We start from the raw sequence: 26,954 nt of genomic DNA, 5'->3' as shown, positions 1-26,954 counted from the left end.
TACATTTCGCACTGTATGCAGCTTGGCATTCATTCCTTGGATAGCTTTATACAGTAGAATGAACAATCATGATTCGAGTAGCATATTCATATCGTTTGATTACAGCAGCATTGCTGCTGCTGGTAGTACAGGCTTCGTTTGCGCAAAAGCAGGCGAAGCCTGTGCCGCCATTGTATGTAGAGAAAGGACAACTTCAATACAAGCCCGATACATTGGGCAATCGCATTCCCGATTTTTCGTATTGTGGCTACAAAGCATCTGAGCAAAACATACCCGTAGTACCTGCAAAAGTGTATGTGCCACTTAGCGCAAAAGATGCCACAGATAACATTCAACTGGCCATTGATTATGTAAGTGGTATGCCGAAAGATGCACAAGGTTTTCGGGGCGCTGTTCAATTGTTGCCGGGTGAGTATAAAGTGAGCGGCTCTTTGCGCATCGATTCATCGGGTGTGGTGCTGCGGGGTAGTGGGGCCTTTGCAAAAGGCACCCGCATTACCGGTACCGGCACCAGCCGCGAAACCTTGCTGCGCCTGTTCGGCGAAGGAAAACGCACAGTGCTGCATACGCAAGCCATTGCAGATAAGTATGTGCCAGTCAATAGCAAGCTGGTAACAGTGGCTGATGTAGCTGTCTATCAGGTTGGGCAGCATGTTCGCATTCACCGGCCATCCACTGCAGCATGGATACAAACTTTGGGTACCGACCATTTTGGTGGCGGCATTACGGCGCTGGGTTGGAAGCCGGGCGAAAGAGATTTGTTTTTCGACAGAACCATCACGGCTATTCATGGCCATCAGCTGGAGCTGGATGCACCCATAACTACGGCATTGGACGTACAATACGGAGCTGCATTTGTGCAGTTGATACAATGGCCCGGCCGGATCACTCAATCTGGTGTGGAAAATCTGCAACTCGTTTCTGCTTACAACAAAGCCAACGCAAAAGACGAAGATCATCGTTGGGATGCTATTGGCATTGATAATGCAGTCGACTGTTGGGTGCGTCAGGTGAGTTTTCAGCATTTTGCAGGCAGTGCTGTTCGGGTGTTGGAAACGGCACAACGCATCACCGTAGAAGATTGTATTGCTTCACAACCCATTTCTGAAATTGGCGGTCAACGTCGGTATACTTTCTTCACCAGCGGCCAGCAAACTTTGTTTCAGCGCTGCTATGCCGAAAATGGTTATCATGATTTTGCTGCAGGTTTTTGTGCCCCCGGCCCCAATGCATTTGTTCAATGTGAATCTATTTTGCCGTACAGCTTTAGCGGCGCCATAGACAGCTGGGCAAGCGGAGTGCTGATGGATGTGGTAACTGTAGATGGCAACGCATTGCGTTTTGACAACAGAGGACAGGATGCAAATGGTGCAGGGTGGGCGGCTGCCAACAGTGTGTTTTGGAATTGTAGTGCAGCCCGTATAGATTGCTATCAGCCACCTACAGCACAAAACTGGGCGTTTGGTAGTTGGAGTCAGTTTGCAGGCGATGGTTACTGGAACGAATCGAACAACAGCATACAACCCCGCAGTTTGTACTATGCACAACTGCAAGAGCGTTTGAAAAAAGATGTAGCCGCTTTGGCACAACTGATGCCGGTGTCTACGGAGGCGAGTAGTAGCCCTTCGGTAGCGGTGGCATTGCAACTGAGTAAAGAAGCCATGCAGCCCAAGCCACTGTTGAAGACATGGATTGAAGCTGCTGCCAAACGAAATGCGTTGCCTGTAACAACAACTGCCGCACCATCCATTACTGATATTGTAGAAATTGTTTCCCGACCAGCTGATCCCTTTCCAATTCCACAACTGAAGCAAGGGGTATTGGTAAGAGATGGCCATTTACTGGCTGGTAAACGTACCAATGTACAATGGTGGAGTGGTAGCCTTAGCGCCAAAGACATTGCCAATGCCAAACCGCACCTTACTCGTTTTGTACCCGGACGCTACGGCAAAGGTTTGACCGATAATATTAAAGAAGTGGCTGTTGACATGAAGGCGACAGGCACCGTAATGTTGGAACACAACTATGGTCTTTGGTACGACAGAAGGAGAGATGATCATCAGCGGGTGCGAAGAATGGATGCTGAAGTGTGGCCACCATTTTATGAGCAGCCATTTGCCCGCAGTGGCCAAGGCACGGCATGGGATGGATTGAGTAAGTATGATTTGACCAAGTACAATGCTTTTTATTGGAACCGTTTACAATCATTTGCCAATGAAGCCGATGCTAACGGTTTGGTATTGCTGCAACATCATTACTTCCAGCACAACATTATTGAAGCCGGAGCCCACTATGCTGATTTTCCATGGCGTACGGCCAACAATATCAATAACACAGGTTTTGTAGAGCCGGTGAATTATGCAGGCGACAAACGCATTTTTTACGCCGAACAATTTTATGACATCAGCCATCCGGTTCGCAGAGCATTGCACCGCCAATACATACAGCAGTGTCTCAATAACTTCAGCAATAACCATGCGGTTATTCACAGCATTAGCGAAGAATATACCGGTCCTTTGCACTTTGTGCAATTTTGGCTGGATGTAATTGCAGAGTGGAAAAAGGAAACCGGCAAGCAACCGCTCATTGCGTTGAGCACAACAAAAGATGTGCAGGATAGTATTTTGGCGAAGCCCAAATATGCAGCACTCATCAACATTATCGACATACGCTACTGGCACTATCAGGCAGATGGCACTTTGTATGCACCTGCTGGTGGCGTAAGCCTGGCGCCACGCCAACATGCACGGTTGCTGAAACCAAAAAGACCAGCTTCGGGCAAGTGTACCGTGCTGTACTCGAATACAAAAAGAAGTTTCCTGAGAAAGCAGTGATGTACAGCGGTGATAATTATCCCGAATTTGGAATTGCTGTTTTGATGGCGGGTGGTAGCTTACCCGTTTTGCCTGCCAATATAGATGCAGCAATATTGGAAAAAGCTGCGGGCATGAAACCTGTATCTGGCAAAGAAGAAGGCGTCTATATCCTGAGCAATGGCAAAGCTTCCATTGTGTACAACAGCAACACCCATCAATTCACTGTTCAAGATTGAATAACTGATTTAGGATTATGAAGAAGTTTTTAGTATCGATAGGCATGTTGCTTCACTTGTTTGCACAGGCGCAGTTGCCTTTGTTGCAAGTGTCTTCTAATCAACGGTATTTTCAAACGGCTGATGGAAAACCCTTTTTTTGGTTGGGCGATACCGGCTGGTTGTTGTTTGTAAAATGCAATCGGCAGGATGCGGTGCACTACCTGGATGTAAGAAAGTCGCAGGGATTTAATGTGATACAGGTAATGGTGCTGCACGACATGAACAATACCAAAAATGTGTACGGCGATTTGGCTTTGCGAAATGAAGATGTGTCGAAGCCCAATGTAACGGAAGGGAAAAATCCTGATAATGCAGATGCATACGATTATTGGGATCACGTAGAATACATTGTAGATGAAGCGGCCAAACGGGGTATGTATATGGCACTGGTACCAGTGTGGGGAAGTAACGTGAAAGGCGGAAAAGTAACGCCGGAACAAGCTGCCGTGTATGGCCAATTTTTGGCACAGCGTTTTGCTAAGAAATCGAATATCATTTGGCTGAATGGTGGCGATGTAAGAGGTTCAGAAGGTGGCGAAGTTTGGGAAGTGCTGGGTAAAACCATCAAGCAATACGATCCCCATCACCTCATGACTTTTCACCCAAGGGGAAGAACAACTTCCAGCGAATGGTTTCACAACAGTAGCTGGCTCGATTTCAATATGTTTCAGAGTGGGCATAAAGATTATGCGCAGGATACCGTAGCTACGGAAACACATCACTTTGGCGAAGACAACTGGAAGTACGTGGCACTGGATTACAAACTCAGCCCGGTAAAACCAACGTTGGATGGTGAGCCTTCGTATGAAAACATTCCGCATGGTTTGCACGATAGTTTGCAACCCCGCTGGACCGATGCTGATTTGCGCCGCTATGCTTACTGGAGTGTTTTTGCCGGTGGTGCTGGTTTTACCTATGGCGAAAATGCGGTGATGCAATTCAACAATGCTGGTGATTGGACCGCCAATTATGGTGTGACCATGAATTGGAAACAAGCATTGCTGGCACCGGGTGCTACGCAAATGCAACAGCTGAAAAAACTGGTTGAAAGCAAAGATTTTTTTCAGCATGCATCCGCACAGCATTTGGTTGTGGACAATGGTGAACGCTATGCCCGTGTAGCAGCTGCAGCTTCTTATAAGCTGGCCATGTTTTATGTATACACCGGTCGGTCATTTAAATTGTACATGAACCGAATCATGTTTACACCTACAAAAGCCTATTGGATAAAGCCTGCTACCGGCGACCAGATAGCAATTGAAACCTTTACTAAAAAAGGTGAAGTAACATTTGATCCACCGGGCGATGAAGCCAATGGTAACGACTGGGTATTGGTGATTGAAAAATAAACATGCGGTATTTTGTTTACATAGTAGTTTGTGTTTTCCTGACTTCTTGTGCAGGCAAAGGTTATTTGTTTACATCCTTTCACGAACCGGCAGATGCGGGGCTACGCATGCTCTACAGTTTCGATGGCAAACACTGGACAGATTTGGATACAGTGCTGCTGAAGCCAACCGTAGGTAATCAGCAAGTTATGCGGGATCCGTCAATGGTACAAGGCCCTGACGGTACTTTTCATTTGGTGTGGACCAGTAGCTGGCGTGGCGATAAAGGATTTGGTTATGCTTCGTCCAAAGATTTAATCCATTGGAGTGAACAACGTTTGATACCGGTAATGGCTCACGAACCAACTACGGTAAATGTGTGGGCTCCGGAGATTTTTTATGATGCGGCTACAAAAACGTACAGCATCATTTGGGCCAGTTGCATTCCCGGTAGGTTCGAAAAAGGGCAGGAGGCTGACAGCAACAATCATCGCATGTATATCAGCAGCACCAAAGACTTTCAAACATTTTCGCCCACCCAATTATTTCTTGACCCGGGTTTTAGTGTGATTGATGCGGTGATTGTGCGAAGAGCTGCAAACGATTTTGTATTGGTGCTCAAAGACAATACAAGACCGGAACGCAATTTGAAAGTTGCTTTTAGCAATAGCATCAATGGGCCATGGGAAAAGATTTCTGCACCCTTTAGCGATGCTTTTACAGAAGGCCCAACCGTGGTAAAACTTGGCAATCAGTGGTTGATTTATTTTGACTCCTACCAAAAGAAAATTTACGAAGCCTATTCCACCAGCAACTTTCAACAATTCAACAATGTAACGACAGAAGTGCAGGTGCCAGCTGGCCACAAACATGGAACGATAGTGCCCGTAAAAAGAACATTCATCCGGCGGTTGATTAAGAATACAAAATGATTATGCGTGTAGTGAAGAATACGATAGGTGCAGCTGCTCTCATTTTTTGCATGGCAAACGTAAATGTTGCCTGTGCTCAAGATACGGTTCGATATATAGGTAGCACACTGGCAAATGTCGATTATCATCATGGGCAGTTATCGCCGGCCATGGGTGTACACAACATACAAACCATGCGGGCCAACAGAGCCGATGCACCAAAGCCCACTGCATGGACGTATAACCACGCACCTATGTTGGCGTATTGGAACAATAAGTTTTATCTCGAATACCTGAGCAATCCTGTTGGTGAACATCAAGGTGCCGGACAAACACTTTTGCAATCTTCATCCAATGGATATGAGTGGACGGAACCAGTCATTATTTTTCCGCCATACCAAGTGCCGGATGGTTATGTAAAGCCCGGCAAAAAAGATACAGCACACAACAATTTTGCGGTGATGCATCAGCGGTTTGGTTTTTATGTATCGAAAGCCAACCGATTGTATGCATTGGGTTTTTATGGTATTGTACTGGGTGCAAAAGATGATCCGAATGATGGCAATGGCATAGGCCGTGTTATTCGGGAGGTAAAAGCTGATGGCAGCTTTGGCCCGATTTATTTTTTGCGCTACAACCATGCATTCAATGCGCAAAACACTGTGTATCCGTTTTATAAATCATCTGGTGATAAAGCTTTGCAGGCAGCATGCGAAGAAATTTTAGCGACGCCACTACTCATGATGCAAACTGTAGAAGAGGCCGACAGAAATGATCCGCTGATTCCTTTGCAAAAAGATTTTAAAGCATTCAACTTTTATCATTTACCCAACGGCCATGTAGTAGGCTTGTGGAAATACGCATTAACGAGTATTAGCAAAGATGAAGGTAAAACATGGCAGTATGGTCCGCTTCGGGCTCCGGGTTTTATCAACGCCAATGCAAAAATATGGGGTCAGCGCACCAGCGATGGCAATTATGCAACGGTGTACAATCCGGCAGAGTTTCGCTGGCCATTGGCTGTGAGTGTAAGCAAGGATGGCTTGAATTACAACAATCTGTTGTTGGTGAATGGTGAAATAACCTCGATGCGGTATGGCGGCGCTTACAAAAGTTATGGACCACAGTATGTGCGGGGCATTCAGGAAATGAATGGCAAGCCTGCTGATGGCAACATGTGGGTGACCTACAGTATGAACAAAGAGGACATGTGGGTGAGCAAAATTCCTGTGCCCGTTGCAGATAAAGCAACAGCTGATGTGCAGGATGATTTTACATCAGATACCGCGATAGCCGCATGGAACAAATGGAATATCTATAGCCCTTTGTGGTGTAATGTTTCTTTGGATAAAAAGGACTAACGCTGCACGATAGCGATCCTTTTGATTATGCAAAAGCGGAACGTTTGTTTCCAGAATCGAAGCAGGTAAATATTGATTTTAGCCTTACGCCGGCGCAAAATCAACATGGTGATTTATACGTGGAAGTGCTGGATAGTAAAGGCACTGCAACGCTACGCCTGATATTGGATAGTGCAGGAAATGTGCTTACCAAACAAGGCTATCGCAACAAGAGCCTGGGTAAATACCGTGCCGGAGAAACACTCCGTATTCGAATTGAATTGAATACTACTACTCGTTTTTATTCTGTTATTATCAACGATGGAAAACCGTCCCTGAATGTTTTCTTTCAGCCTGTAGAAACGGTGCAACGTATTGCATTTCGTACGGGTGAAGTACGGCGTTTTCCCAATGCAGACACACCCACCGATCAGGATTATGATCCGCCTGCTGCAGCATCGAGAGTGAAAGAAGCAACCTATTTTATTCATAGCGTATTTACAAATCATAAATAAGTATAACCATGGCAAATCAATCATATGCAACCATCGGTGTCATCATCGGAAACCGTGATTTCTTTCCTGATAAACTGGTGGCAGAAGCAAGAACACAAATTATAGACCTGTTTCATCAATTGAACATTACGCCAGTAATGCTAAGTGACGCCGATACAAAGCTCGGCGGTGTAGAAACTTTTTCGGAGGCACAGAAATGTGCGGCATTGTTCAAACAACATGCAGACAGCATTGAAGGCATTTTGGTGGTGCTGCCCAACTTTGGCGATGAAAAGGGTGTTGCAGAAACCATTAAGTGGTCGGGCTTGAATGTGCCTGTGTTGATACAGGCCTATCCCGATGATTTAGGCAAAATGGATGTGGTAAACAGGAGAGATGCCTGGTGCGGAAAAATTTCAGTGTGCAACAATCTGTATCAGTTTGGCATCAAGTATTCACTTACTACAAAACATGTGGTGAGTCCGACGGATGAAAGTTTCATTGCTGATTTGAAAAACTTTCTTGCTGTTTGTCGTGTGGTGAAAGGTATGCGCAAAGTGCGAATAGGTGCAGTGGGCGCAAGGCCAGGAGCATTCAATACCGTTCGTTACAGTGAGAAAATTTTACAACGCAACGGTATTTCTGTAACAACAGTTGACCTGAGTGAAATACTGGGTAATGCCAATAAACTTACTGCCAGCGATCAATCGGTAAAAGAGAAACTGGAAAAGATACATGCCTATGCAGCTACAGGAGCTACGCCCAACGATCGATTGGTACAGATTGCAAAATTGGATGTGGCGCTTGCCGATTTTATGGCTGCCAATTCATTAGACGCAACCGCTATTCAATGCTGGACATCGCTACAACAAAACTATGGTTGCAATGTGTGCACCAGCATGAGTATGATGAGTGAAAACATGTTGCCTTCTGCATGCGAAGTAGATGTAACAGGTACACTCAGTATGTATGCCATGCAATTGGCAAGTGGTTCACCATCTGCACTGGTAGATTGGAACAACAACTATGCCGATGATGATACCAAATGTGTATTGTTCCATTGTGGCAACTGGGCAAAATCTTTCTTGCCGGATATTACCATTAGCACAGCACCCATTCTTGGTACAAGTGTTGGTACAGAAAATACGTATGGTGCATTGGATGGCCGTACTCCCGCCATGCCATTAACATACGGTCGTATCAGTACGGATGATTGCAAAGGCATTATCAAAGCATACATTGGTGAAGGTGAATTAACGAATGATTCACTCAACACTTTTGGTAACCGTGCTGTGGCACAAATCAACAACCTGCAAGGCTTAATGCATTATGTATGCCGCAATGGTTTTGAACATCATGTAGTAATGAACGCCAGCAAAACTGCAGGCATTCTGAAAGAGTCGTTTGAAAATTACCTGGGTTGGGAAACCTACACACATGGGTAAATGGTGAATGGTTCAAAAGCATTAAAAATGACAAGCAAGGAATTAAAATTAAAATCAGTTGAGTATCGGAAAAAAATACTCAAATACATTTTGCAGGCAAAAGCCGGGCATACTGGTGGTAGTTTATCAGCTACCGATATTCTGAACGTGTTGTACAACGATGTGTTGAATGTATCGCCGGAAAACTTTGCATCCCCCGACCGTGACCGTTACGTGCAAAGCAAAGGACATTGCGTAGAAGCATTGTTTGTCGTGTTGGCCGATCAAGGTTTTTTTCCGGAAGAAGAGTTGAACACGTTGTGTAAATATCAATCTCATTACATCGGCCACCCAACCCGAAAAGTAAAAGGTGTTGAACAAAATACTGGTGCGTTGGGGCATGGTTTGCCTATTTGTGTAGGCACTGCTATTGCTGCCAAACTCGATAACAAAGCGTATCGTGTGTTTACCTTGATGGGGGATGGTGAATTGCCCGAAGGCAGCAACTGGGAAGCCGCTTTGAGTGCAGCACATTACAAGCTGGATAACCTCTGTGCTATTGTTGATAAGAACAGTCTGCAGATTACAGCAGCTACGAGTGATGTAATGAACACCGACCCGTTGGATGAAAAATGGAAAGCATTTGGCTGGGCAGTGAAAGAAGTAAACGGAAATGATATTGATGAACTAAGAGCTGCATTCAACAGTCTTCCTTTTGAAAAAGGGAAGCCATCTGTCATTATTGCACATACAACAAAGGGAAAGGGGGTGAGCTTCATGGAGAATGAATTGAAGTGGCATCATGGTGTGCCCAGTAAGGAACAGTATGAACAGGCAATGGAAGAATTAGATGCGGAACGAATCAATCTTGAACGACTGAGTAACTAAGAAAAAAAGCTGCACAAAGAAAGCTTAGTGGCTCTTTTTGTGCTCTGTGTCTTTGTAGTTAAATAAAAAGAAGATGGCAGAACAAATACATATAGAACCCGGAGGCGACAAGCCCAACCAGGATGTTTTTGCTGAAACCTTGCAACGGCTGGCAGCATCCGACCGCAACGTGATTGCTGTTACCAGCGATTCGAGAGGGTCAGGAAAGCTGGTGCCTTTTGGAAAGCAGTTTCCCCAGCAAATAGTGGAAGTAGGAATAGCAGAACAAAATCTTGTGGGCGTAGCTGCGGGCTTAGGTTCTTGCGGTAAAAAAGTGTTTGCCGTTTCGCCGGCTTGTTTTTTAACGGCACGTTCGTTGGAGCAAATCAAAACCGATATCTGCTACAGCAATCATCCGGTAACTGTTGTGGGTATCAGTGCTGGCGTTAGCTATGGTGCATTGGGAAGTACGCATCATAGTCTGCACGACTTTGCAGTGTTGCGAGCCATCAACAATATTACCATTGTTGCTCCCGCCGATAATTTCGAAACCGAAAAAGCAACTGAACTTGCGGCAGCTAGTGACAAACCTGTGTACCTGCGATTCGGCAAAAAAATAATGCCTGCATTAAAAGCAAATAACAACGACTCATTTGTTTTTGGTAAAGGAAGAATCATCACCGAAGGAAATGATGTCGCCATCATTGCTAATGGTGAAACGGTTTATCCCGCAGTACAGGCAGCAAGCGTTGCTAAAAGAACAAGGCATTGAAGCAACAGTGGTAAGCATGCATACCATTAAGCCGTTGGATACTGCACTTATTGAATCGCTTGCAAGAAAGTGCAAAGCAATTGTTACAGTGGAAGAGCATAGTATTTATGGTGGATTAGGTGAAGCAGTGGCATCCTTTTTAATGCAGCTGAAAAGCCCCTCCACCGGAGGGGTTTGGGGAGGCTCATTTAAGATCATCGGTATTCCAGATGAATACACGGTAACAGGTTCGCAGATTGAAATTTTCAACCATTACGGAATTAGTAAAGAGGGGATAGCAAGTGAAGTGCTGAAGCTGATTCAGCAATAATCAGACGGTGCAGCTATGTAGTGTCATTGAAATCGGTGAGAGAAAATAAAAGATATGTCAGCGAAATATATACTTGCTATTGATCAGGGAACAAGTTCTACCAAGGCACTCGTCTTCGATGAGCAAGGGCAGGCTATTGCAAAAGGTGCTGAGAATTTGCATACGCATTATCTCGACCATGGTTTTGTAGAACAGGAGCCAGCAATCATTTATCAAAACGTACTGGCAGCTGTACAAAAATGTTTGCAGGCTTTTACTGAAAAGGGATTTGATTCAACTGCAATTGCTGGCATTGGCATTTCCAATCAACGGGAAACATTTGTTGTATGGGATAAAGCCGGCAAACCATTGCACAATGCTGTGGTGTGGCAATGCAAACGTTCGGTACAAATTTGTGAGGAATTGAAGCAACAAGGATTGTCTGAACAGGTGAATCAGAAAACCGGTCTGGTGATTGATCCTTATTTTTCTGCTACCAAACTCATCTGGCTCAACAGGAATAATGAGGCCATAAAAGTAGCCATTCAAAGTGGAGAAGCTTACTTCGGAACAATTGATACATGGTTGCTGTACAAGTTGACCAACGGCAAAAAGTATGCTACAGACTATACCAATGCTTCAAGAACACTGCTCTTCAATCTGCATTCATTGCAATGGGATAATGAGTTGATTGATGCGTTTGGATTAACAGGTATTCAGTTGCCGGAAGTAAAATCATCTTCCGCATTTTTTGGTGAAACAACATTGGATGGGTTGTTTGCGCAACCCGTTCTTGTAACAGGTATGATTGGCGATTCGCATGCTGCTGCATTTGGTGAAGGTTGTTTTGAAGCAGGCACTGCGAAAGCTACATTGGGCACTGGTTGCAGCATTCTCATGAACATTGGCGATAAACCGGTACGGTCTAACAACGGAATGGTTACTACCATTTGTTGGAGTATTGATGGGCGCATTGATTATGCATTTGAAGGCGTGATTGTGTCCTGCGGCGCCACTATTGAATGGTTGAAAAATGAATTGAATTTATTTGCCGATAGCAAAGAAACTGAAGCCATGGCAAACGCTGTTGCTGATAGTGCAGGTGTGTGTGTGATTCCTGCGTTCAGTGGATTAGGTTCGCCGCATTGGCAGCCAGAACGCAGGGCTTCTATTAGTGGTATGAGTTTCGGCACCACCAAAAATCATATTGTGCGGGCAGCGTTGGAGTCTATTCCGTTTCAGGTAAAAGATGTCATTACTGCCATGGAGCAAGACGCTGCTGTTGAGTTGCATGATTTCAATGTGGATGGCGGAATTTCTGCCAATCGGTTTGTGGTGCAAAGCATGGCCGACTTGTTGGGTAAAAAAGTAACTACCATTGGCAATCCAGACGTCTCCGCATTGGGTGCTGCATTGTTGGCGGGACTCAAAACAGGTGTATTTGACAATCTTGTGGTGATTGCACAATTACCGGTTGCTCAAAAAAGTTTTCTTCCTGATGCAGATGCCAATCAAATAAAAAAGAGTTATGCTGTTTGGAAGCAGTTAATATAATAACCATGAAGTGTGTATTCAAATATTGTATTGCTGTAGCAGCTGTGTTGATGTTCACATGTCAAGCAATGGCACAATCAAAGCCATTGTTGCTCAAGCATCAGCAATTCAAGCATTATGTTGATTATTTCAACAGCATGGAAACGCCCAATATTGAGCAAGCCATTCCAAATGATAGTGCGTGGTATTGGATGCAGCAAAACATTCCGCTGTTTGAATGTCCGCAGCAAAACATGGAAGAGATTTTCTATTACCGTTGGTGGACGTTGCGCAAACACATCAAGAAAACCCCACAAGGTTTTGTGATGACAGAATTTTTAGTGCAGCGTAGTTATGCCGATAAATACAATCTTATCTCCAGCGGGTTGGGGCATCATATTTACGAGTCTCGCTGGTTGCACCACAAGCAGTACATGGATGAGAACCTGCTGGTTTGGTACAGGGGCAATAACGGAAAGCCGCTGAATAAGCTCCGCTTTTACAGCAGCTGGAATATGGATGCCATTTACAATCGTTTTTTGGTCAATGGGGACAAGAGTTTCGTCTTGAATCTGTTGCCTGATTTGGATGCGGATTATCAGGCCTGGGAAAAAGAGAAGCAGCGGCCCGATGGTTTGTATTGGCAATACGATGTGCGGGACGCCATGGAAGAAACCATTAGCGGTGGCAGAAAAGAAAAGAATCCACGACCTTCCATCAACGGGTATATGTATGGCAATGCCAATGCTATGGCAGCCTTGTGGCACCTGAATGGTGATGCAACAAAGGCGGCAGACTATTTGCAGAAAGCCAAAACCGTTAAAGCCGAAACGCAATCAAAACTCTGGAACAGTGAACATAACTTTTTTGAAGTACGCAAAGAGCAAGGCGATACATTGGCCGCGGTGAAAGAAGCCATTGGGTTTATTCCATGGTATTTCAATATGCCCGATAGCAGCTACAATATTGCTTGGAAAAGCCTGACAGATACCAAAACATTTTGTGCTCCTTTTGGCATCACTACTGCGGACAGAAGTCATCCGCAATTCAGAACACATGGGTGTTGCAAATGCGAATGGGATGGTGCAGTGTGGCCATTTGCCACTGCACAAACATTGACGGGTATGGCCAATTTGTTGCAGGTGCAGCCAGCTCCCTACGTATCTAAGCAAGATTATTTTCAACTGCTGAACACGTATGTTGAATCGCAATACTATCGGGGGCGTCCATACATTGGCGAGTACCTCGATGAAAAAACGGGTTACTGGTTAAAAGGCGATGAAGAACGGAGCAGATATTACAATCATTCTACGTTTAATGATTTAATCATTACTGGTTTGGTAGGGTTGCGTCCACGGGCCGATAATGTGTTGGAAGTATCGCCATTATTACCTCAGCATACATGGAAATGGTTTTGCCTTGACAATGTATTGTACCATGATAAAATCATCAGCATTGTGTGGGATGAAGACGGTACGAAGTATAAGCGGGGCAAGGGATTGAGTGTGTGGGTGAATGGGAAGAAAGTAGCCTCTTCTTTATCACTCGAAAAAATTACAGGCAAACTATGATCAGGTTTATCCATACATTTTTTTCATTTTGGCGCAATAACCAGCACATGTTTTTTGTGTTGGTCTGTTGCTTTTACAACTTGATGTTTTTTTCACTTTCAGCTAACGCACAAGAAACCGAAAAAATATATCTCTCTGGCACTGGCAGCGATGCAACGGTACAATGGGATTTTATGTGTACAGCTGGCATGAATGCCAATAAGTGGACAAAGATTGCTGTACCATCTTGTTGGGAGTTGCAAGGGTTTGGTAAGTATGATTATGGCTTTTCCAAAGACAGTGTAAGAGGGAAAGAGCAGGGTTTGTACAAGCACCGTTTTAATGCGCCAATCGCCTGGAAAGGAAAGCAAATCAATTTGGTGTTTGAAGGCGTAATGACGGATGCCGAAGTAACCATGAATGGACAGAAGGCTGGCGAAATTCATCAGGGGGCCTTTTATGCATTCAAATACAACGTGAGCAATTTGCTGAAGTACGGCAAAGAAAATTTGCTGGAAGTAAAAGTATCGAAGCATTCTGCCAACGCTTCTGTAAACGCAGCAGAAAGGCTGGCTGACTTTTGGATTTTTGGCGGCATTTTTCGCCCGGTGTGGTTGGAAGTATTGCCTGCAGTACACATAAGTAAAGTAGCATGGAGAGCAGAAGCTGATGGTAGTTTTTTTGCTACACTTAACAGCAATAGCCAACAAGCCATTCAAGCCAAAGTGCAACTGCTGGATGCAACAGGAAAAACGGTATCCATTTTTGAAGGGAAGAATGTGCATCCGGAAAGGCCCGGCGAAATGCTGTTGACAGGAACGCTGACGCAACCACGGCAATGGACATCCGAAACGCCGTATTTATACACAGCGATTTTCTCCATTTATCAAGAGGGAAAACTGCTGCACAGCATACGCAAGAAAGTTGGTTTCAGAACGGTTGAGCTAAAGCAACGGGACGGCATTTATGTAAATGGCGTCAAGATGAAATTCAAAGGCGTGAACCGGCATGCATTTCGTCCGGAAACGGGCCGCACCACCAGCTATCGCATTAGTGTGGAAGATGTGCAGCTCATCAAAAGCATGAACATGAATGCTGTTCGAATGAGTCATTATCCTCCTGATGATCATTTCCTGGATGTGTGTGATTCGTTGGGTTTGTTTGTTATGGATGAGTTGGCGGGCTGGCATGGCCACTACGATACGCCTACCGGGAAAAAGCTGTTGAAAGAAATGATGTTGCATGATGCGCATCATCCATCCATTGTGTTGTGGGCCAATGGCAATGAGGGCGGGCACAACCGTGAACTCGATGCATACTTTACACAATATGATTTGCAGCAGCGGCCAGTTGTACATCCATGGGAGTTGTACAATGGTGTAGAAACACAACACTACCGTGAGTACAACTATGGCATTGGCAATTACGACAATGGCAATGAGATAGTAATGCCTACTGAATTTTTGCATGGGCAGTTTGATGGGGGACATGGTGCCGGCTTAGAAGATTACTGGCAACACATGTGGCACAACCCACTGAGTGCCGGTGGTTTTTTGTGGGACTTTGCCGACAATGCTGTTGTTCGAAAAGACAAAAATGATTCGCTGGATACAGATAAACATCGGGCTGCGGATGGTATCGTAGGTCCTCATCATGAAAAAGAAGGCAGCTATTTTGCCATCAAACAAATCTGGAGTCCGGTATTTATTGAGCGAAGAGAAATGACACCCGATTTCGATGGAAGTTTTACTGTTGAAAACCGGTATCATTTTACCAATTTGAACACTTGCCAACTGCGTTGGAAATTGAAAAGGATTGATGTACGCAGTACGAATGAAGTGAATGGTACTGCACCGATGCCTGATGCTGCACCACTCACCAAAGCGACGCTTCAATTAAACCTGCCTGCCAACTGGATGGAATACGATGTTTTGTATCTCAGCATTACAGATGCGCAACAGCAGGAACTGTTTACCTGGACTTACCCGATTCATCAGCCAGCTGCAATCGGTTCAAGAATGCGCAGCATAAAAGGGCCACATGCTATTCAACTGCAGGAGCAAGATTCAATGCTGCAAGTTCGGGTGAGTGATGTAACCATTCAGTTCAATAAATACAATGGCATCATGCAATCTGTGAGCAATGCAAAGGGTGTACTGCCTTTGCACAATGGACCAGTGTTGCAAGATGCAGTGAATAATCTGGGTGCTTTGCAGGTAACAGCTTCCGGCGATTCTGTTGTGTTGCAAACGCAATACAACAAGCAAAGCCATTACAACAACATCAGTTGGACCATTTATCCATCGGGTTGGGTAAAGCTGCAAGTGCAATACTTTCCATCTGCCTACTTTACCAATTTTGCGGGCATCAATTTTTCATTTCCGGAAAAGGAAGTACAATCCGTTACCTATATGGGCGATGGCCCGTATCGTGTTTGGAAAAACAGAATGAAGGGCAATCAGTTTGGTGTATGGAGCAAAACCTACAATAATGCTGAAACTGGAGAGAGCCCGTGGTTGTATCCTGAGTTCAAAGGCTATCATTCCCGTTTTTATGGCGGTTATTTTTTCAGCAAAAGCAATCGCTTTACTGTTGTTTGCGAAACAGAAAATATTTTCCTGCGTTTGTTTACGCCTGCTTGGAAAACGGATCAGTGGCACAATTACGAACCATTGTTTCCACCGGGTGATATTTCTTTTATGCATGGCATCAGCAGTATTGGTACCAAAACACAACGCAATGAAACCACTGGCCCAATGGGCTTCAAAAATATTTTTTACGACTACGAAAAGATCCTGCAAGGGCTTTACACATGACTTTATTCTTCAACTTTTCAGCTCAATAGTATGCGTACATTTTTTTCTCTGTTAGCGGTGTTGTTTTCGTTGCAGCTGTCTGCACAAGCCCGCTTGCAACAATTGCGTTGCGAAATGTTGAGCAATCCGCAAGGCATTGATGTAGCTCAACCCCGCTTTAGCTGGCAGCTCATCAGCCAGGAAAGAAATGTACAGCAAACGCATTATCAAGTGCTGGTGAGCAGTAGCAAGGCTGCACTGGCGGCCAACAAAGCTGATGTTTGGAATTCGGGAAAAGTAGCTGGCAGCCAAAGCATACACATTCGGTACAATGGTGCGGCGTTGCAATCGGGTAGCCGCTATTATTGGAAAGTATTGGCTTGGACAAACAAGAGCAGCAATCCAGTTACGTTATCATCCGAATTTAGTACCGGTCTTTTTCAATCATCCGATTGGAAAGCCAAATGGATTGGTTACGATCAGGCTTCACCGTGGGATAGCATCAGCCAGTGGTCGCGGTTGAGTGCACGGTATTTGCGCAAAAGCTTTTCTGCCAAGCCTGCTTTGAAGAGGGCTACTGTACACATAGCCGGTATGGGGATGTATGAGTTGTACATCAATGGAAAAAAAATTGGCAATCAGGTGTTGGCGCCCAATCCTACTGACTATCGGAAAACGGTGTTGTACAACACGCATGATGTAACCACAGCATTGAAAGCAGGCAACAACGCTATTGGCGTGGTGCTGGGCAATGGCCGTTTTTTTACCATGCGCCAAAACTATAAAACACACAAGCACAACAACTTTGGTTTCCCCAAACTGCTGCTGCAACTGCAACTGGAATATGCAGATGGTAGCAAGCAATGGGTGCTGAGCGACGAAAGCTGGAAACTGAATGTGGATGGTGCCATTCGCAGCAACAACGAATACGATGGTGAAGAATATGATGCAAGAAAAGAATGGCCCGGTTGGACAACTGCAGCCTTCGATGCATCGAAATGGATGCAGGCCAATCTTGTAACAGCACCCGATGGGAAATTGCAGGCACAGTCGACAGAATCCATGCAAGTGATGAAGATTATTCAACCAAAATCCATCCGCAAAAATGCATCCGGCAGATACATCATTGACATGGGGCAAAATTTTTCGGGATGGATGCGCCTGAAAAATATTGCGGGCAAAAAAGGCGACAGCATTGTGTTGCGCTTTGCTGAAAGCCTGCAACCGAATGGCGAATTGTTTGTTGCCAACTTGCGGGATGCAAAGGTGACTGATAAATATTTTTTCGGCAATCATGCGATAGATGCCAACGGTTGGCGGCCATCATTTGTTTACCATGGTTTTCGCTATGTGGAAGTAAGTGCATTTCCTGGCACACCACAGCTGGCACAGTTTAGCGGCGAGTTGGTGTACGATGCATTGACTACTACGGGACGTTTTTCTACTTCCAATGCAGTGATTAATCAAGTGTATCAAAATGCGTGGTGGGGCATTGCCAGCAATTACAAAGGCATGCCGGTTGATTGCCCGCAGCGCAACGAACGCCAGCCTTGGTTGGGCGACAGAACAGTAGGAGCACAGGGTGAAAGTTTTGTGTTTGACAATGCGAAACTCTATGCCAAATGGATGCAGGACATAGAAGAAAGCCAAACAACTGCAGGTAGCATTCCTGATGTGGCTCCTGCATTCTGGAATTATTATACCGATGATGTAACCTGGCCAGCGGCATTTATTTTTATCAGCAATCATTTGTACAATCAGTATGGCGATGATATGCCGATTCGGAAGCATTATGCCAGCATGAAAAAGTGGATGATGTACATGAAAGAAAAATTCATGAAGCAATACATCATGACGAAAGACAAATATGGCGACTGGTGTGTGCCTCCCGAAGCCTTGCATTTGATTCACTCAAAAGACAGCAGCCGCCAAACCGATGGCCAGTTGATAGCTACAGCATACTATTACAAATTGCTCTCGTACATGCAGCGCTTTGCTGGCATGCAGCAACTGCCTGAAGATGCTGCTTACTTCGGCAAGTTGAGTGACAGCATTCGTATTGCATTTCAGGAAAAGTTTTACCGGCCTGCACTCAAGCAATACAGCAACAATACTGTTACTGCCAACCTGCTGCCTTTGTACTTCGGTATATGTCCCGATTCATTACGCAGTGCAGTTTTCGAAAAAATAAGGCACAAAGTGCATGTCGAAAACCACGATCACATCAGCACCGGGCTCATTGGTTCGCAATGGTTGATGCGTGGCCTTACCGAGTATGGCTATCCCGAACTGGCGTATACCATTGCGTCCAACAATACTTATCCGAGTTGGGGCTATATGGCGGCCAATGGTGCCACTACCATTTGGGAATTGTGGAATGGCAACACGGCCGACCCCGGCATGAACAGTCAAAACCACGTGATGTTGCTGGGCGATTTGATTACCTGGTTCTATGAAAACCTCGCTGGCATTCGCAGTCATAAATCTGAAGTAGGTTTCAAAAAAGTAATTATGAAACCTACTATACCCGCTGGCTTGAAAGAAGTGAAGGCGGCCTATGAAAGCATGCATGGTAGCATTGCCAGCCATTGGAAAAACACTGAGTCAAAGTTTGAATGGCACATCACTATTCCTGCCAACAGTAGCGCCCAAGTGTACATACCTGCAACAGCAGTAGAAGAAATTACGGAAAACGGCAAGCCACTGACGGCCTACAATTATATCAGTATTGGTAAGCTGGAAAAAGGCCTGCTGCAAATTAACATTCCATCGGGCACCTATCATTTTGTACGCAACAAACCTTTCAAACAGGGCATTGTAAAAGATGAATTCATTTTCGAGAGAGCTTCTTTTCCAGAAAGCCATGCAGCTACCATTGCTGAAACACCATCAGGGTTGATAGCAGCATGGTTTGGCGGTACCAAGGAAGGTAATAAAGATGTGTGCATTTACACCAGTCATTTACGCAATGGCCAATGGACAACACCCAACATGGTTGCCGATGGTGTGCTCAATGATTCTACAAGATATCCGACGTATAATCCTGTGTTGTACTATGCTGATAACGGTGAGCTATTGTTGTTTTACAAAATTGGCCCCAATGTAGCAGGATGGACTGGTTGGATGATGCGTAGCAAAGACCATGGCTACACCTGGAGCAAACGTGAAGCATTGCCGGAAGGATTTTTGGGGCCCATCAAAAACAAACCCGTCATGATAAACGGGGTATTGATGTGTCCGTCGAGCACCGAAAAAAACGGATGGAAAGCACACATAGAAATGACCCGTGATTACGGTAAAACATGGACCAAAACAGAAGCACTGAATGATGCCAATCCAACACAAGCCATTCAGCCCAGCATTTTGCAATATAAAGATGGCCGGCTGCAATTGCTTTGCCGCAGCCGCAATACCACGTTGAATGAAACATGGAGTCATGATGGCGGCAAAACATGGTCGCCCATGCAAGCCAGCCCATTGCCCAACAACAACTCTGGCACCGATGCCGTTACGCTGCAGGATGGCCGGCAGTTGTTGGTGTACAACCACTTGCTGCCCACCAACAGTTGGGTAAAAGGGAAGGGGCCCCGCACACCACTGAATGTGAGCATTACCAACAATGGTAAAACCTGGTATGCAGCATTGATACTGGAAGATTCACCCATCAGCCAGTATTCGTACCCTTCGGTTATACAAACGAAAGACGGATTGGTGCACATTGTGTACACATGGCGAAGAGAAAGAATCAAGCATGTAGTAGTGGATCCATCCAAACTGACACTGCAGGAAATAGTGAACAAGCAATGGCCGGGTGCCCACGAATCGGACGCCACCACATCAGATGATTAACCCATAGTTGCTGCAACCAAAACGGCACAGCAACACCAAACAACAACGATGCACAATTTGCCATTGATAGACCTGGCAGTAATTGCCGTGTACATGCTGGCCATGGTAGCCATTGGTGTTTATTTTTCGAAAAGAAATAAAAACACTGAGCAGTTTACCAAGGCATCGGGCCGTATACCCGGCTGGGCTATTGGTCTTTCTATTTATGCCACATTTTTAAGCAGCAATACTTTTTTGGGTGTACCCGGCAAAGCTTTTGGCAGTAACTGGAATGCATTTGTGTTCAGCATCTCTATGCCCCTGGCAGCATGGGTAGCAGCAAAATATTTTGTACCCTTTTACCGGAGCACCGGCGAAATTTCTGCGTACACACATTTGGAAAAACGCTTTGGCCCCTGGGCCCGAACCTATGCAGTAGTTTGTTTTTTGCTGACACAATTTGCCCGCATGGGCTCTATCTTTTTGGCATCGCACTAAGCCTGCAAGCACTTACCGGTTTCAGTATGCAATCTATTATGCTGGTGATGGGTGCCTGCATTATTGTATATACCGTGCTGGGTGGAATGGAAGCCGTTATCTGGACGGAAGTGGCGCAAGGCATTATTAAAACGCTAGGTGCCGTGCTCATTTTGTGGTTGCTGTGGCAGCAAGTGCCTGGTGGTATTACCAGCATTGCAAAGACCGCCATGGCCGATGATAAAATCAGCCTTGGCAGCATGGCGCCGGACTTTACCAGCAGTACTTTTTGGGTGGTGTTGTTGTATGGCTTCTTCATCAACCTCAACAATTTTGGCATGGACCAAAACTATATCCAACGCTACCATACAGCCAGCAACGAACGGCAGGCCCGTAAATCGGTTTGGTTGTGTGTGTGGATGTATGTGCCTGCTTCCTTATTGTTCTTTTTGATTGGCACAGCATTGTATGCTTTCTATCAGGCGCAACCCGCGTTGATTGAGCCGATTAAACTACAGGTGGCGACAGAAAGGTTGGGTGCGGCCGCTACGCCGCAGGCCTTGCAGCAGCTGGCCAATAGTTTACAGCCTGCAGATTACGGCGATAAAGTGTTGCCATTCTTCATGGTCAATCATATTCCAACTGGTTTGGTGGGGCTTATTGTATCAGCGCTGTTGTCTGCAGCTATGAGTACCATTAGCAGCAACATGAATGCATCTGCCACAGTGTTTACTGTAGACATTTACGGAAAATATTTTCGAAAGCATAGCACCGATAAACAACAACTGCGTTTACTGCACATTTTTACGGTTGTGTTTGGCGTAATTGGTTTGTGTACAGGTCTTGCCATGATTGGTGCCAAAAGTCTGCTCGATGTATGGTGGGAGCTGAGCGGCATTTTTGCCGGTGGCATGCTGGGTTTATTTTTGCTGGGTCTTATCAGTAAAAAAGCAGGCAATGCAGCAGCGGTAACGGCCGTTGTGATTGGTATCCTCATCATTTTGTGGATGAGTTTTTCTCCCAAGCTTACGGGATCGTTGGCCGCATGGCAAAGTCCGTTGCACAAAAACATGATTATAGTAGTTGGTACGCTCAGCATTTTTCTCACAGGTCTTGTAGTGAGTAGCCTGCGGCGCAAAGTACCGGGCGGCACTGCATAGTGCAGGAAGGTCGCCAGAGTCATCCCATTAACTTTATTGGCCATGATACATTTGTACAACACATCAGCCGGCATTGTAGCGCTGCATCAGGGCAACGCCTTCGTATTGATGCACAGCAGCTGGGATGCACTCATCAACCGCGACGATGCCTATGCGCATTTACAACAACTACTTGCACAAACAGCCGTGGCGGGCAACGAACAGTGGTTGCAACAGCAAACCATTTTGCCACCCATTGGTTCGCAGGAAGTATGGGCCGCAGGGGTTACTTATCTGCGCAGCAAAACAGCCCGCATGGAAGAAAGCAAGGAAAGCGGCGGCGCTACCTTTTACGATAAAGTGTACGATGCCGAGCGGCCCGAGCTGTTTTTCAAAGCCACAGCCTCAAGGGTACGGGGGCATTTGCAGCCATTGCGCATCCGGCAAGACAGCAGCTGGAATGTACCCGAACCAGAGCTTACGTTGGTAATAACATCTTCCAGCAAAATAGTAGGATATACTATTGGGAACGATATGAGCAGTCGTAGTATTGAGGGTGAAAATCCTTTGTATTTGCCGCAGGCAAAAATGTATGACGGAAGCGCTGCCATAGGGCCATGTATTTTGGTGTTACCGCAGCCCATTGCTCCACACACAGGTATTGCTATGCGCATCGAAAGGATGGGTGCCACCGTATTTGAAGGGGCAACCAGCATCGACCGAATGAAGAGAACGCATCAGGAACTGGTGTCTTTTTTGTACCGGGAATACAGTCATCCTCATGGCTGCTACCTCATGACCGGTACCTGCGTGGTTCCTGATAACGACTTTACATTGCAGCAGGCCGATGTGGTGCACATTCACATCGATGGCATCGGAACATTGACCAATTCCATTGCCTAAAAATTGAGTGCTATGCCAGCAGTTGCCAACAAGTTTGTGCCCGTCATGATTACGCCTTTCAACCTCAAGGCGAAAGTGGATTTTGATGCCGTGAACCGCCTCATCGATTTTTACCTTGCGGCGGGTGTAAAAGGTTTTTTCGCCAATTGCCTCAGCAGCGAAATGTACAGCATCACCGAAGATGAACGGCTAGAACTCACCCGCCACGTAGTGCGGTATGTAAATGGCCGGGTGCCCGTGGTAGCTACTTCTTCCTTTGGCCTCACCATTTACGACAAAGCAGAATTTACCAAACGCATATTTGATACGGGCATCGATGCAGCCATTTTGATTACCGGGCATTTTGCCAATGTGGAAGACAGCGATGAAGTGTTGCTCAACAATTTTGAACGCATGTTCAAACTCACCGGCAATATTCCATTGGGCATGTACGAATGTCCGGCGCCGTACAAACGCATCATTAGTCCTGATGTATTCAGCACTTTACTCAGCGCCGGCCGCATGGTGTATCACAAAGACACGTCCATCGATCCGGAAAAAGTAAAAGCCAAACTCGATTTGCTCAAAGCCACAGCAAGCAAGCTCGAATTTTATGATGCGCATTCGCCCAATGCCATGTATAGTTTGCAAATGGGTGCCCGTGGCATGTCGAGCATCAGCGGCAATTTTTATCCTGAAATTTTGGTGTGGATGGTCAACAATGCCAACAACCCCGACAAGCAGGAAGATGTAAAATGGTTGCAGGCAGAAATCAGCCGGGTAGACCCGCTCATTCATGTGGCTTATCCCATGAGTGCCAAGTATTTTTTGCGCAAACGTGGCTTGCCCGTTCGTACAATCAGCAGGGCTACTGCGCTGGAGCTAACGCCAGAGCAAAAGCAAACACTAGATGATATCCATCGCAGCTTTATGCACTGGTGCGAAAGGCTCAACATTACTCCGGTTGATATAGAGCAAATCATGCTGCCCCGCTACCGGTTAGATGCGGCTATTTAATACCAAGTGGTCGCCAGCTGCAGTACTCCTATGAAGCTGAAGTTGCGACGCTCCGTTTGTTTACGCTACTACTATTGAACAATTCATTTACTCCATCGTCCACATGACCAATTCTCCTATGCATATCATTTTTCCCGGCAAGCTCATGGTGGGCAATGGCAGCTTTGCACAGTTGCCCGGTGAACTGCTGCAGTGGCAGCCACGCAAAGTGTTGCTGGCTACCATCGAACCGTTGTTGGCAAACATTCAACCACTCAAAGCAGCACTCGAAGCTGCTCAGGTAGAAGTGCTCATCAATACGGCTATCGTTGCAGAGCCAAGCTTTGCCGATTTTCACCACATCATGCAAGAGGCCGCAGCATTTGCACCCGATGTAGTGGTAGGCATTGGCGGCGGCAGTGTGTTAGACATTGCCAAACTCATAGCTGCCCAACTCGACAATCCGCAGACATTGCAAGAGTATGTAGGCATTGGGTTGCTCAAAGACCGCTCTAAAAAATTGGTGTGTGTACCTGCTACAGCCGGCACTGGCAGCGAGGTGTCGCCCAACGCCATTTTGGTTGATGATACCGACAATCAAAAGAAAGGCATCATTAGTCCGTACCTCGTACCCGATCCGGTGTGTGTGGATGCATTGCTGACTGTTTCTGTACCGCCGGCCATTACTGCCGCTACTGGTATGGATGCGCTGACACATTGCCTCGAAGCATACACCAATAAATTCGCACAGCCCTTCATTGATATGTTTGCATTGAAAGGCATTCAATTGATTGCTGCCAATATTGAAGCTGCGGTAAAAGATGGCAGCGATTTGGATGCCCGTGAAAAAGTAGCACTTGGTAGTTTGTATGGCGGATTTTGTTTGGGGCCTGTGAATACAGCAGCAGTACATGCCTTGAGTTATCCATTAGGCAGCATGTATCATTTGCCGCATGGTTTAAGCAATGCATTACTGTTGCCCTATGTAATGGAATACAACCTTGTGGCTGCGCCGCACCGCTATGCACAAGTAGCAGTAGCCTTGGGTTGCGATGCTTTGGCCGATAATATTGCTACCGCTAAATGGGGCGTGAAGAAAATAAAAGCGTTGAATAAGGCTTGTGGTATACCGGCTACGTTGCAAGAAGTAGGCGTTACCAAAGAAAGCATTCCGCAAATGGCTGCTGAAGCCATGAAGATTCAACGCCTGTTGAAAAACAATCCACGCAACGTGACTGAAGCTGACGCAATTGATATTTTTACAAACGCATTTGCATGATAGATTATTCGATATACAAAGGCATCATCGTACCGGCTGTTACACCACTTACAGCATCTTTTCAAATAGATGAGCCAGCAGTGGGCCGGTTGTTTCAATCATTCTATGCACATCAGATTTCGCCTTTTATTTTGGGCACCACCGGGGAATCAGCATCGCTGAGTGCTGCGGTAAAATTGCAATACCTCGAAGCCGCTGCAAAGCACAAGCAAACAGGCACTGTGTTGTATGCCGGTATTTCCTCCAATGTGTTGGAAGAAAGCCTGGCATTTGCAGCGCAGTGTGCCACGCACCAGGTTGATGCTGTGGCTGCAACACTGCCATCTTATTATGCATTGACGCCAGCGCAAATGCATCAGTATTTCCGCTCACTGGCTGATGCTTCGCCATTGCCCGTTATTGTTTACAACATACCGGCTACCACACACATGAGCATTCCGCTGGAGGTGATTGATGCCTTGAGTCATCATCCCAATATTGTTGCTACAAAAGATTCAGAACGAAGTGAAGAGCGGCTGCAGCAATCCCTGGCGTTATGGAAAGACCGCACAGATTTTGGTCACTTCCTCGGCTGGGCTGCGCAATCGGCCAATGCATTGCTGGGCGGTAGCCGTGGCTTGATACCGAGTACGGGCAATCTTATGCCAGGCATCTATAGCCGTATGTTGCAAGCAGTACACAACAACGATGTAACCACTGCACAAGCCATGCAGGTACAAAGCGATGTATACGGACAGTTGTATCAGGGAGGAAAAACACTGGGCGAAAGTTTGTGGGCATTGAAACGGTTGATGCAACACAAAGGTATTTGTGCAGCAACTGTGATGCCACCATTGCAGCCCATGAGTGATGCGGAAGCAGCAACACTCATACAAGAATTTGAAGCGTTAAAACAAACAGCATGAGTAAAGCATTACCCATACTCGCCATTACCATGGGCGACCCGGCCAGCATTGGTCCGGAGATAGCAGTGAAAGCATTATTACAACCCGCTATTCATCAAATTTGCCGGCCATTGCTGATTGGTGATGCCGCCGTGTTTCAGCAAATCATCCAGCTGTTGAAGTTGCCTGCGCAGGTACATGCTGTCAACAGTGTGGCCGATGCACGGTTTAACATAGGCAGCATTGATGTATTCGATTTAGGGATTACAGATGTGTCTGCATTGCAGTTTGGCGAAATAGCCGCCATGTGTGGCGAAGCTTCTTTTCAGGCTGTAAAAAAAGCCATTGAATTGGCGATGGCCGGAGAAGTGGATGCCACTGTTACTGGTCCCATCAATAAAAAATCCATCAACGAAGCAGGGCATCATTTTGCCGGCCATACAGAAATATATGCGCATTACACCAGCACTAAAAAATATGCCATGCTACTGGTGGAAGACAACATCAATGTAATACACGTGAGTACCCATGTTTCGCTGCGTCAGGCTTGCGATTTGGTAAAGCACGACCGTATCGTTCAGGTGATAGAACTGATTGTAGATGGTTTGAAACGATTAGGAAAAACCAACCTGAAAATCGGCGTTGCGGGATTGAACCCTCACTCCGGAGACAATGGTTTATTTGGCACAGAAGACATAGAAGAAATAGCGCCGGCAGTTGCAACGGCCCGTGCTTTGGGCTACGATGTAGAAGGACCTGTGCCACCCGATACCATGTTTGCCAAAGCTGCCATGGGTGCTTATGGTGGTGTGGTGGCCATGTATCACGATCAGGGACATATTCCTTTCAAGCTTTCGGGTTTTAAATGGAATGCCAAAAAACAACAAATGGACAGTGTGAAAGGTGTAAACATTACTTTGGGCTTGCCCATTATCCGTACGTCAGTAGACCACGGTACTGCTTTTGAAATAGCAGGCAAAGGCATAGCCAGTGCCGATGCCATGATACTGGCCATAGAAAGTGCGGTGCAGCTGAGCCAGCACCAATAGTTGAACATTCTTGCAGGCATGGT

17 protein-coding genes and 2 pseudogenes are annotated in these 26,954 nt (G+C 45.9%); all 19 read left to right on the top strand.

Translation table 11 applies throughout. The features are described 5' to 3' along the window. Nucleotides 1-68: 68 nt before the first annotated feature. The 19 genes and pseudogenes from GLV81_RS12805 to pdxA all read left to right on the top strand — a co-directional run bounded on the left by GLV81_RS12805 (nucleotide 69) and on the right by pdxA (nucleotide 26,931). A pseudogene (locus GLV81_RS12805) lies at nucleotides 69-3,052 on the top strand (DUF6298 domain-containing protein). A 17-nt stretch (nucleotides 3,053-3,069) separates the two neighbouring features. After that, the gene (locus GLV81_RS12795) at nucleotides 3,070-4,443 is read left to right on the top strand and encodes a glycoside hydrolase family 140 protein (RefSeq protein WP_157479208.1); all 1,374 of its coding nucleotides are present in this window, start codon (nucleotides 3,070-3,072) and stop codon (nucleotides 4,441-4,443) included. 2 nt (nucleotides 4,444-4,445) lie between these two features. Further along, entirely contained in the window at nucleotides 4,446-5,354 is a 909-nt protein-coding gene (locus GLV81_RS12790; RefSeq protein WP_157479207.1) for a glycoside hydrolase family 43 protein, read from the top strand. A 2-nt stretch (nucleotides 5,355-5,356) separates the two neighbouring features. Further along, the gene (locus GLV81_RS12785) at nucleotides 5,357-6,694 is read left to right on the top strand and encodes an exo-alpha-sialidase (protein ID WP_246185987.1); all 1,338 of its coding nucleotides are present in this window, start codon (nucleotides 5,357-5,359) and stop codon (nucleotides 6,692-6,694) included. Nucleotides 6,695-6,738: 44 nt separating this feature from the next. Continuing rightward, nucleotides 6,739-7,188 carry a hypothetical protein gene (locus tag GLV81_RS20480; protein WP_246185986.1) on the top strand — a complete coding sequence of 150 codons (450 nt, stop codon included), beginning with the start codon at nucleotides 6,739-6,741 and terminating at the stop codon, nucleotides 7,186-7,188. Nucleotides 7,189-7,196: 8 nt separating this feature from the next. Next, nucleotides 7,197-8,612: an L-fucose/L-arabinose isomerase family protein gene (locus tag GLV81_RS12780; RefSeq protein WP_157479206.1), complete on the top strand. Its 1,416-nt coding sequence runs from the start codon at nucleotides 7,197-7,199 to the stop codon at nucleotides 8,610-8,612. Between the two features lie 27 nt (nucleotides 8,613-8,639). Further along, nucleotides 8,640-9,479 carry a transketolase gene (locus GLV81_RS12775; protein ID WP_157479205.1) on the top strand — a complete coding sequence of 280 codons (840 nt, stop codon included), beginning with the start codon at nucleotides 8,640-8,642 and terminating at the stop codon, nucleotides 9,477-9,479. A 73-nt stretch (nucleotides 9,480-9,552) separates the two neighbouring features. Next, nucleotides 9,553-10,230, top strand: a complete 678-nt coding sequence (locus GLV81_RS12770) for a transketolase family protein (RefSeq protein WP_246185985.1) — start codon at nucleotides 9,553-9,555, stop codon at nucleotides 10,228-10,230. A gap of 16 nt (nucleotides 10,231-10,246) precedes the next feature. After that, complete coding sequence (locus tag GLV81_RS20475; protein ID WP_246185984.1) at nucleotides 10,247-10,540, top strand: transketolase C-terminal domain-containing protein; 294 nt, start codon at nucleotides 10,247-10,249, stop codon at nucleotides 10,538-10,540. A gap of 54 nt (nucleotides 10,541-10,594) precedes the next feature. After that, nucleotides 10,595-12,073 (top strand): FGGY family carbohydrate kinase, encoded by a 1,479-nt coding sequence (locus GLV81_RS12765; RefSeq protein ID WP_157479204.1) that lies wholly within the window; start codon nucleotides 10,595-10,597, stop codon nucleotides 12,071-12,073. A gap of 68 nt (nucleotides 12,074-12,141) precedes the next feature. Then, nucleotides 12,142-13,623 (top strand): MGH1-like glycoside hydrolase domain-containing protein, encoded by a 1,482-nt coding sequence (locus GLV81_RS12760; protein WP_246185983.1) that lies wholly within the window; start codon nucleotides 12,142-12,144, stop codon nucleotides 13,621-13,623. 83 nt (nucleotides 13,624-13,706) lie between these two features. Continuing rightward, nucleotides 13,707-16,418 carry a glycoside hydrolase family 2 protein gene (locus GLV81_RS12755; protein ID WP_246185982.1) on the top strand — a complete coding sequence of 904 codons (2,712 nt, stop codon included), beginning with the start codon at nucleotides 13,707-13,709 and terminating at the stop codon, nucleotides 16,416-16,418. Nucleotides 16,419-16,448: 30 nt separating this feature from the next. Further along, nucleotides 16,449-20,246, top strand: coding sequence for a family 78 glycoside hydrolase catalytic domain (locus tag GLV81_RS12750; RefSeq protein WP_157479202.1), 3,798 nt, complete (start codon nucleotides 16,449-16,451; stop codon nucleotides 20,244-20,246). A 48-nt stretch (nucleotides 20,247-20,294) separates the two neighbouring features. Then, nucleotides 20,295-21,862, top strand: a pseudogene (locus GLV81_RS12745) (sodium:solute symporter family protein). A 42-nt stretch (nucleotides 21,863-21,904) separates the two neighbouring features. Continuing rightward, nucleotides 21,905-22,744, top strand: a complete 840-nt coding sequence (locus GLV81_RS12740) for a fumarylacetoacetate hydrolase family protein (RefSeq protein WP_246185981.1) — start codon at nucleotides 21,905-21,907, stop codon at nucleotides 22,742-22,744. A gap of 12 nt (nucleotides 22,745-22,756) precedes the next feature. After that, nucleotides 22,757-23,740 (top strand): dihydrodipicolinate synthase family protein, encoded by a 984-nt coding sequence (locus tag GLV81_RS12735; RefSeq protein ID WP_157479201.1) that lies wholly within the window; start codon nucleotides 22,757-22,759, stop codon nucleotides 23,738-23,740. Between the two features lie 103 nt (nucleotides 23,741-23,843). Continuing rightward, nucleotides 23,844-24,998 (top strand): iron-containing alcohol dehydrogenase, encoded by a 1,155-nt coding sequence (locus GLV81_RS12730; protein ID WP_157479200.1) that lies wholly within the window; start codon nucleotides 23,844-23,846, stop codon nucleotides 24,996-24,998. Next, nucleotides 24,995-25,903 (top strand): dihydrodipicolinate synthase family protein, encoded by a 909-nt coding sequence (locus GLV81_RS12725; protein ID WP_157479199.1) that lies wholly within the window; start codon nucleotides 24,995-24,997, stop codon nucleotides 25,901-25,903. The genes GLV81_RS12730 and GLV81_RS12725 overlap by 4 nt, the downstream gene beginning before the upstream one ends. Next, nucleotides 25,900-26,931, top strand: a complete 1,032-nt coding sequence (gene pdxA, locus GLV81_RS12720; RefSeq protein WP_157479198.1) for a 4-hydroxythreonine-4-phosphate dehydrogenase PdxA — start codon at nucleotides 25,900-25,902, stop codon at nucleotides 26,929-26,931. Before GLV81_RS12725 ends, pdxA begins: the two co-directional genes overlap by 4 nt. Nucleotides 26,932-26,954: the final 23 nt, after the last annotated feature.

The organism is Phnomibacter ginsenosidimutans (assembly GCF_009740285.1).
GTDB lineage: Bacteria > Bacteroidota > Bacteroidia > Chitinophagales > Chitinophagaceae > Phnomibacter > Phnomibacter ginsenosidimutans.
The sequence above is the reverse complement of the archived record's forward strand: the minus strand, read 5'-3'. Positions and strand labels throughout refer to the sequence as shown.

Excerpts from the sequence above, each read along its gene's own strand:
- GLV81_RS12795 (WP_157479208.1), top strand. The coding sequence starts at position 3,070 with ATGAAGAAGTTTTTAGTATCGATAGGCATGTTGCTTCACTTGTTTGCA.
- GLV81_RS12790 (WP_157479207.1), top strand. The coding sequence starts at position 4,446 with ATGCGGTATTTTGTTTACATAGTAGTTTGTGTTTTCCTGACTTCTTGT.
- GLV81_RS12785 (WP_246185987.1), top strand. The coding sequence starts at position 5,357 with ATGCGTGTAGTGAAGAATACGATAGGTGCAGCTGCTCTCATTTTTTGC.
- GLV81_RS12780 (WP_157479206.1), top strand. The coding sequence starts at position 7,197 with ATGGCAAATCAATCATATGCAACCATCGGTGTCATCATCGGAAACCGT.
- GLV81_RS12775 (WP_157479205.1), top strand. The coding sequence starts at position 8,640 with ATGACAAGCAAGGAATTAAAATTAAAATCAGTTGAGTATCGGAAAAAA.
- GLV81_RS12770 (WP_246185985.1), top strand. The coding sequence starts at position 9,553 with ATGGCAGAACAAATACATATAGAACCCGGAGGCGACAAGCCCAACCAG.
- GLV81_RS20475 (WP_246185984.1), top strand. The coding sequence starts at position 10,247 with ATGCATACCATTAAGCCGTTGGATACTGCACTTATTGAATCGCTTGCA.
- GLV81_RS12765 (WP_157479204.1), top strand. The coding sequence starts at position 10,595 with ATGTCAGCGAAATATATACTTGCTATTGATCAGGGAACAAGTTCTACC.
- GLV81_RS12760 (WP_246185983.1), top strand. The coding sequence starts at position 12,142 with ATGGCACAATCAAAGCCATTGTTGCTCAAGCATCAGCAATTCAAGCAT.
- GLV81_RS12755 (WP_246185982.1), top strand. The coding sequence starts at position 13,707 with ATGTTTTTTTCACTTTCAGCTAACGCACAAGAAACCGAAAAAATATAT.
- GLV81_RS12750 (WP_157479202.1), top strand. The coding sequence starts at position 16,449 with ATGCGTACATTTTTTTCTCTGTTAGCGGTGTTGTTTTCGTTGCAGCTG.
- GLV81_RS12740 (WP_246185981.1), top strand. The coding sequence starts at position 21,905 with ATGATACATTTGTACAACACATCAGCCGGCATTGTAGCGCTGCATCAG.
- GLV81_RS12735 (WP_157479201.1), top strand. The coding sequence starts at position 22,757 with ATGCCAGCAGTTGCCAACAAGTTTGTGCCCGTCATGATTACGCCTTTC.
- GLV81_RS12730 (WP_157479200.1), top strand. The coding sequence starts at position 23,844 with ATGACCAATTCTCCTATGCATATCATTTTTCCCGGCAAGCTCATGGTG.
- GLV81_RS12725 (WP_157479199.1), top strand. The coding sequence starts at position 24,995 with ATGATAGATTATTCGATATACAAAGGCATCATCGTACCGGCTGTTACA.
- pdxA (WP_157479198.1), top strand. The coding sequence starts at position 25,900 with ATGAGTAAAGCATTACCCATACTCGCCATTACCATGGGCGACCCGGCC.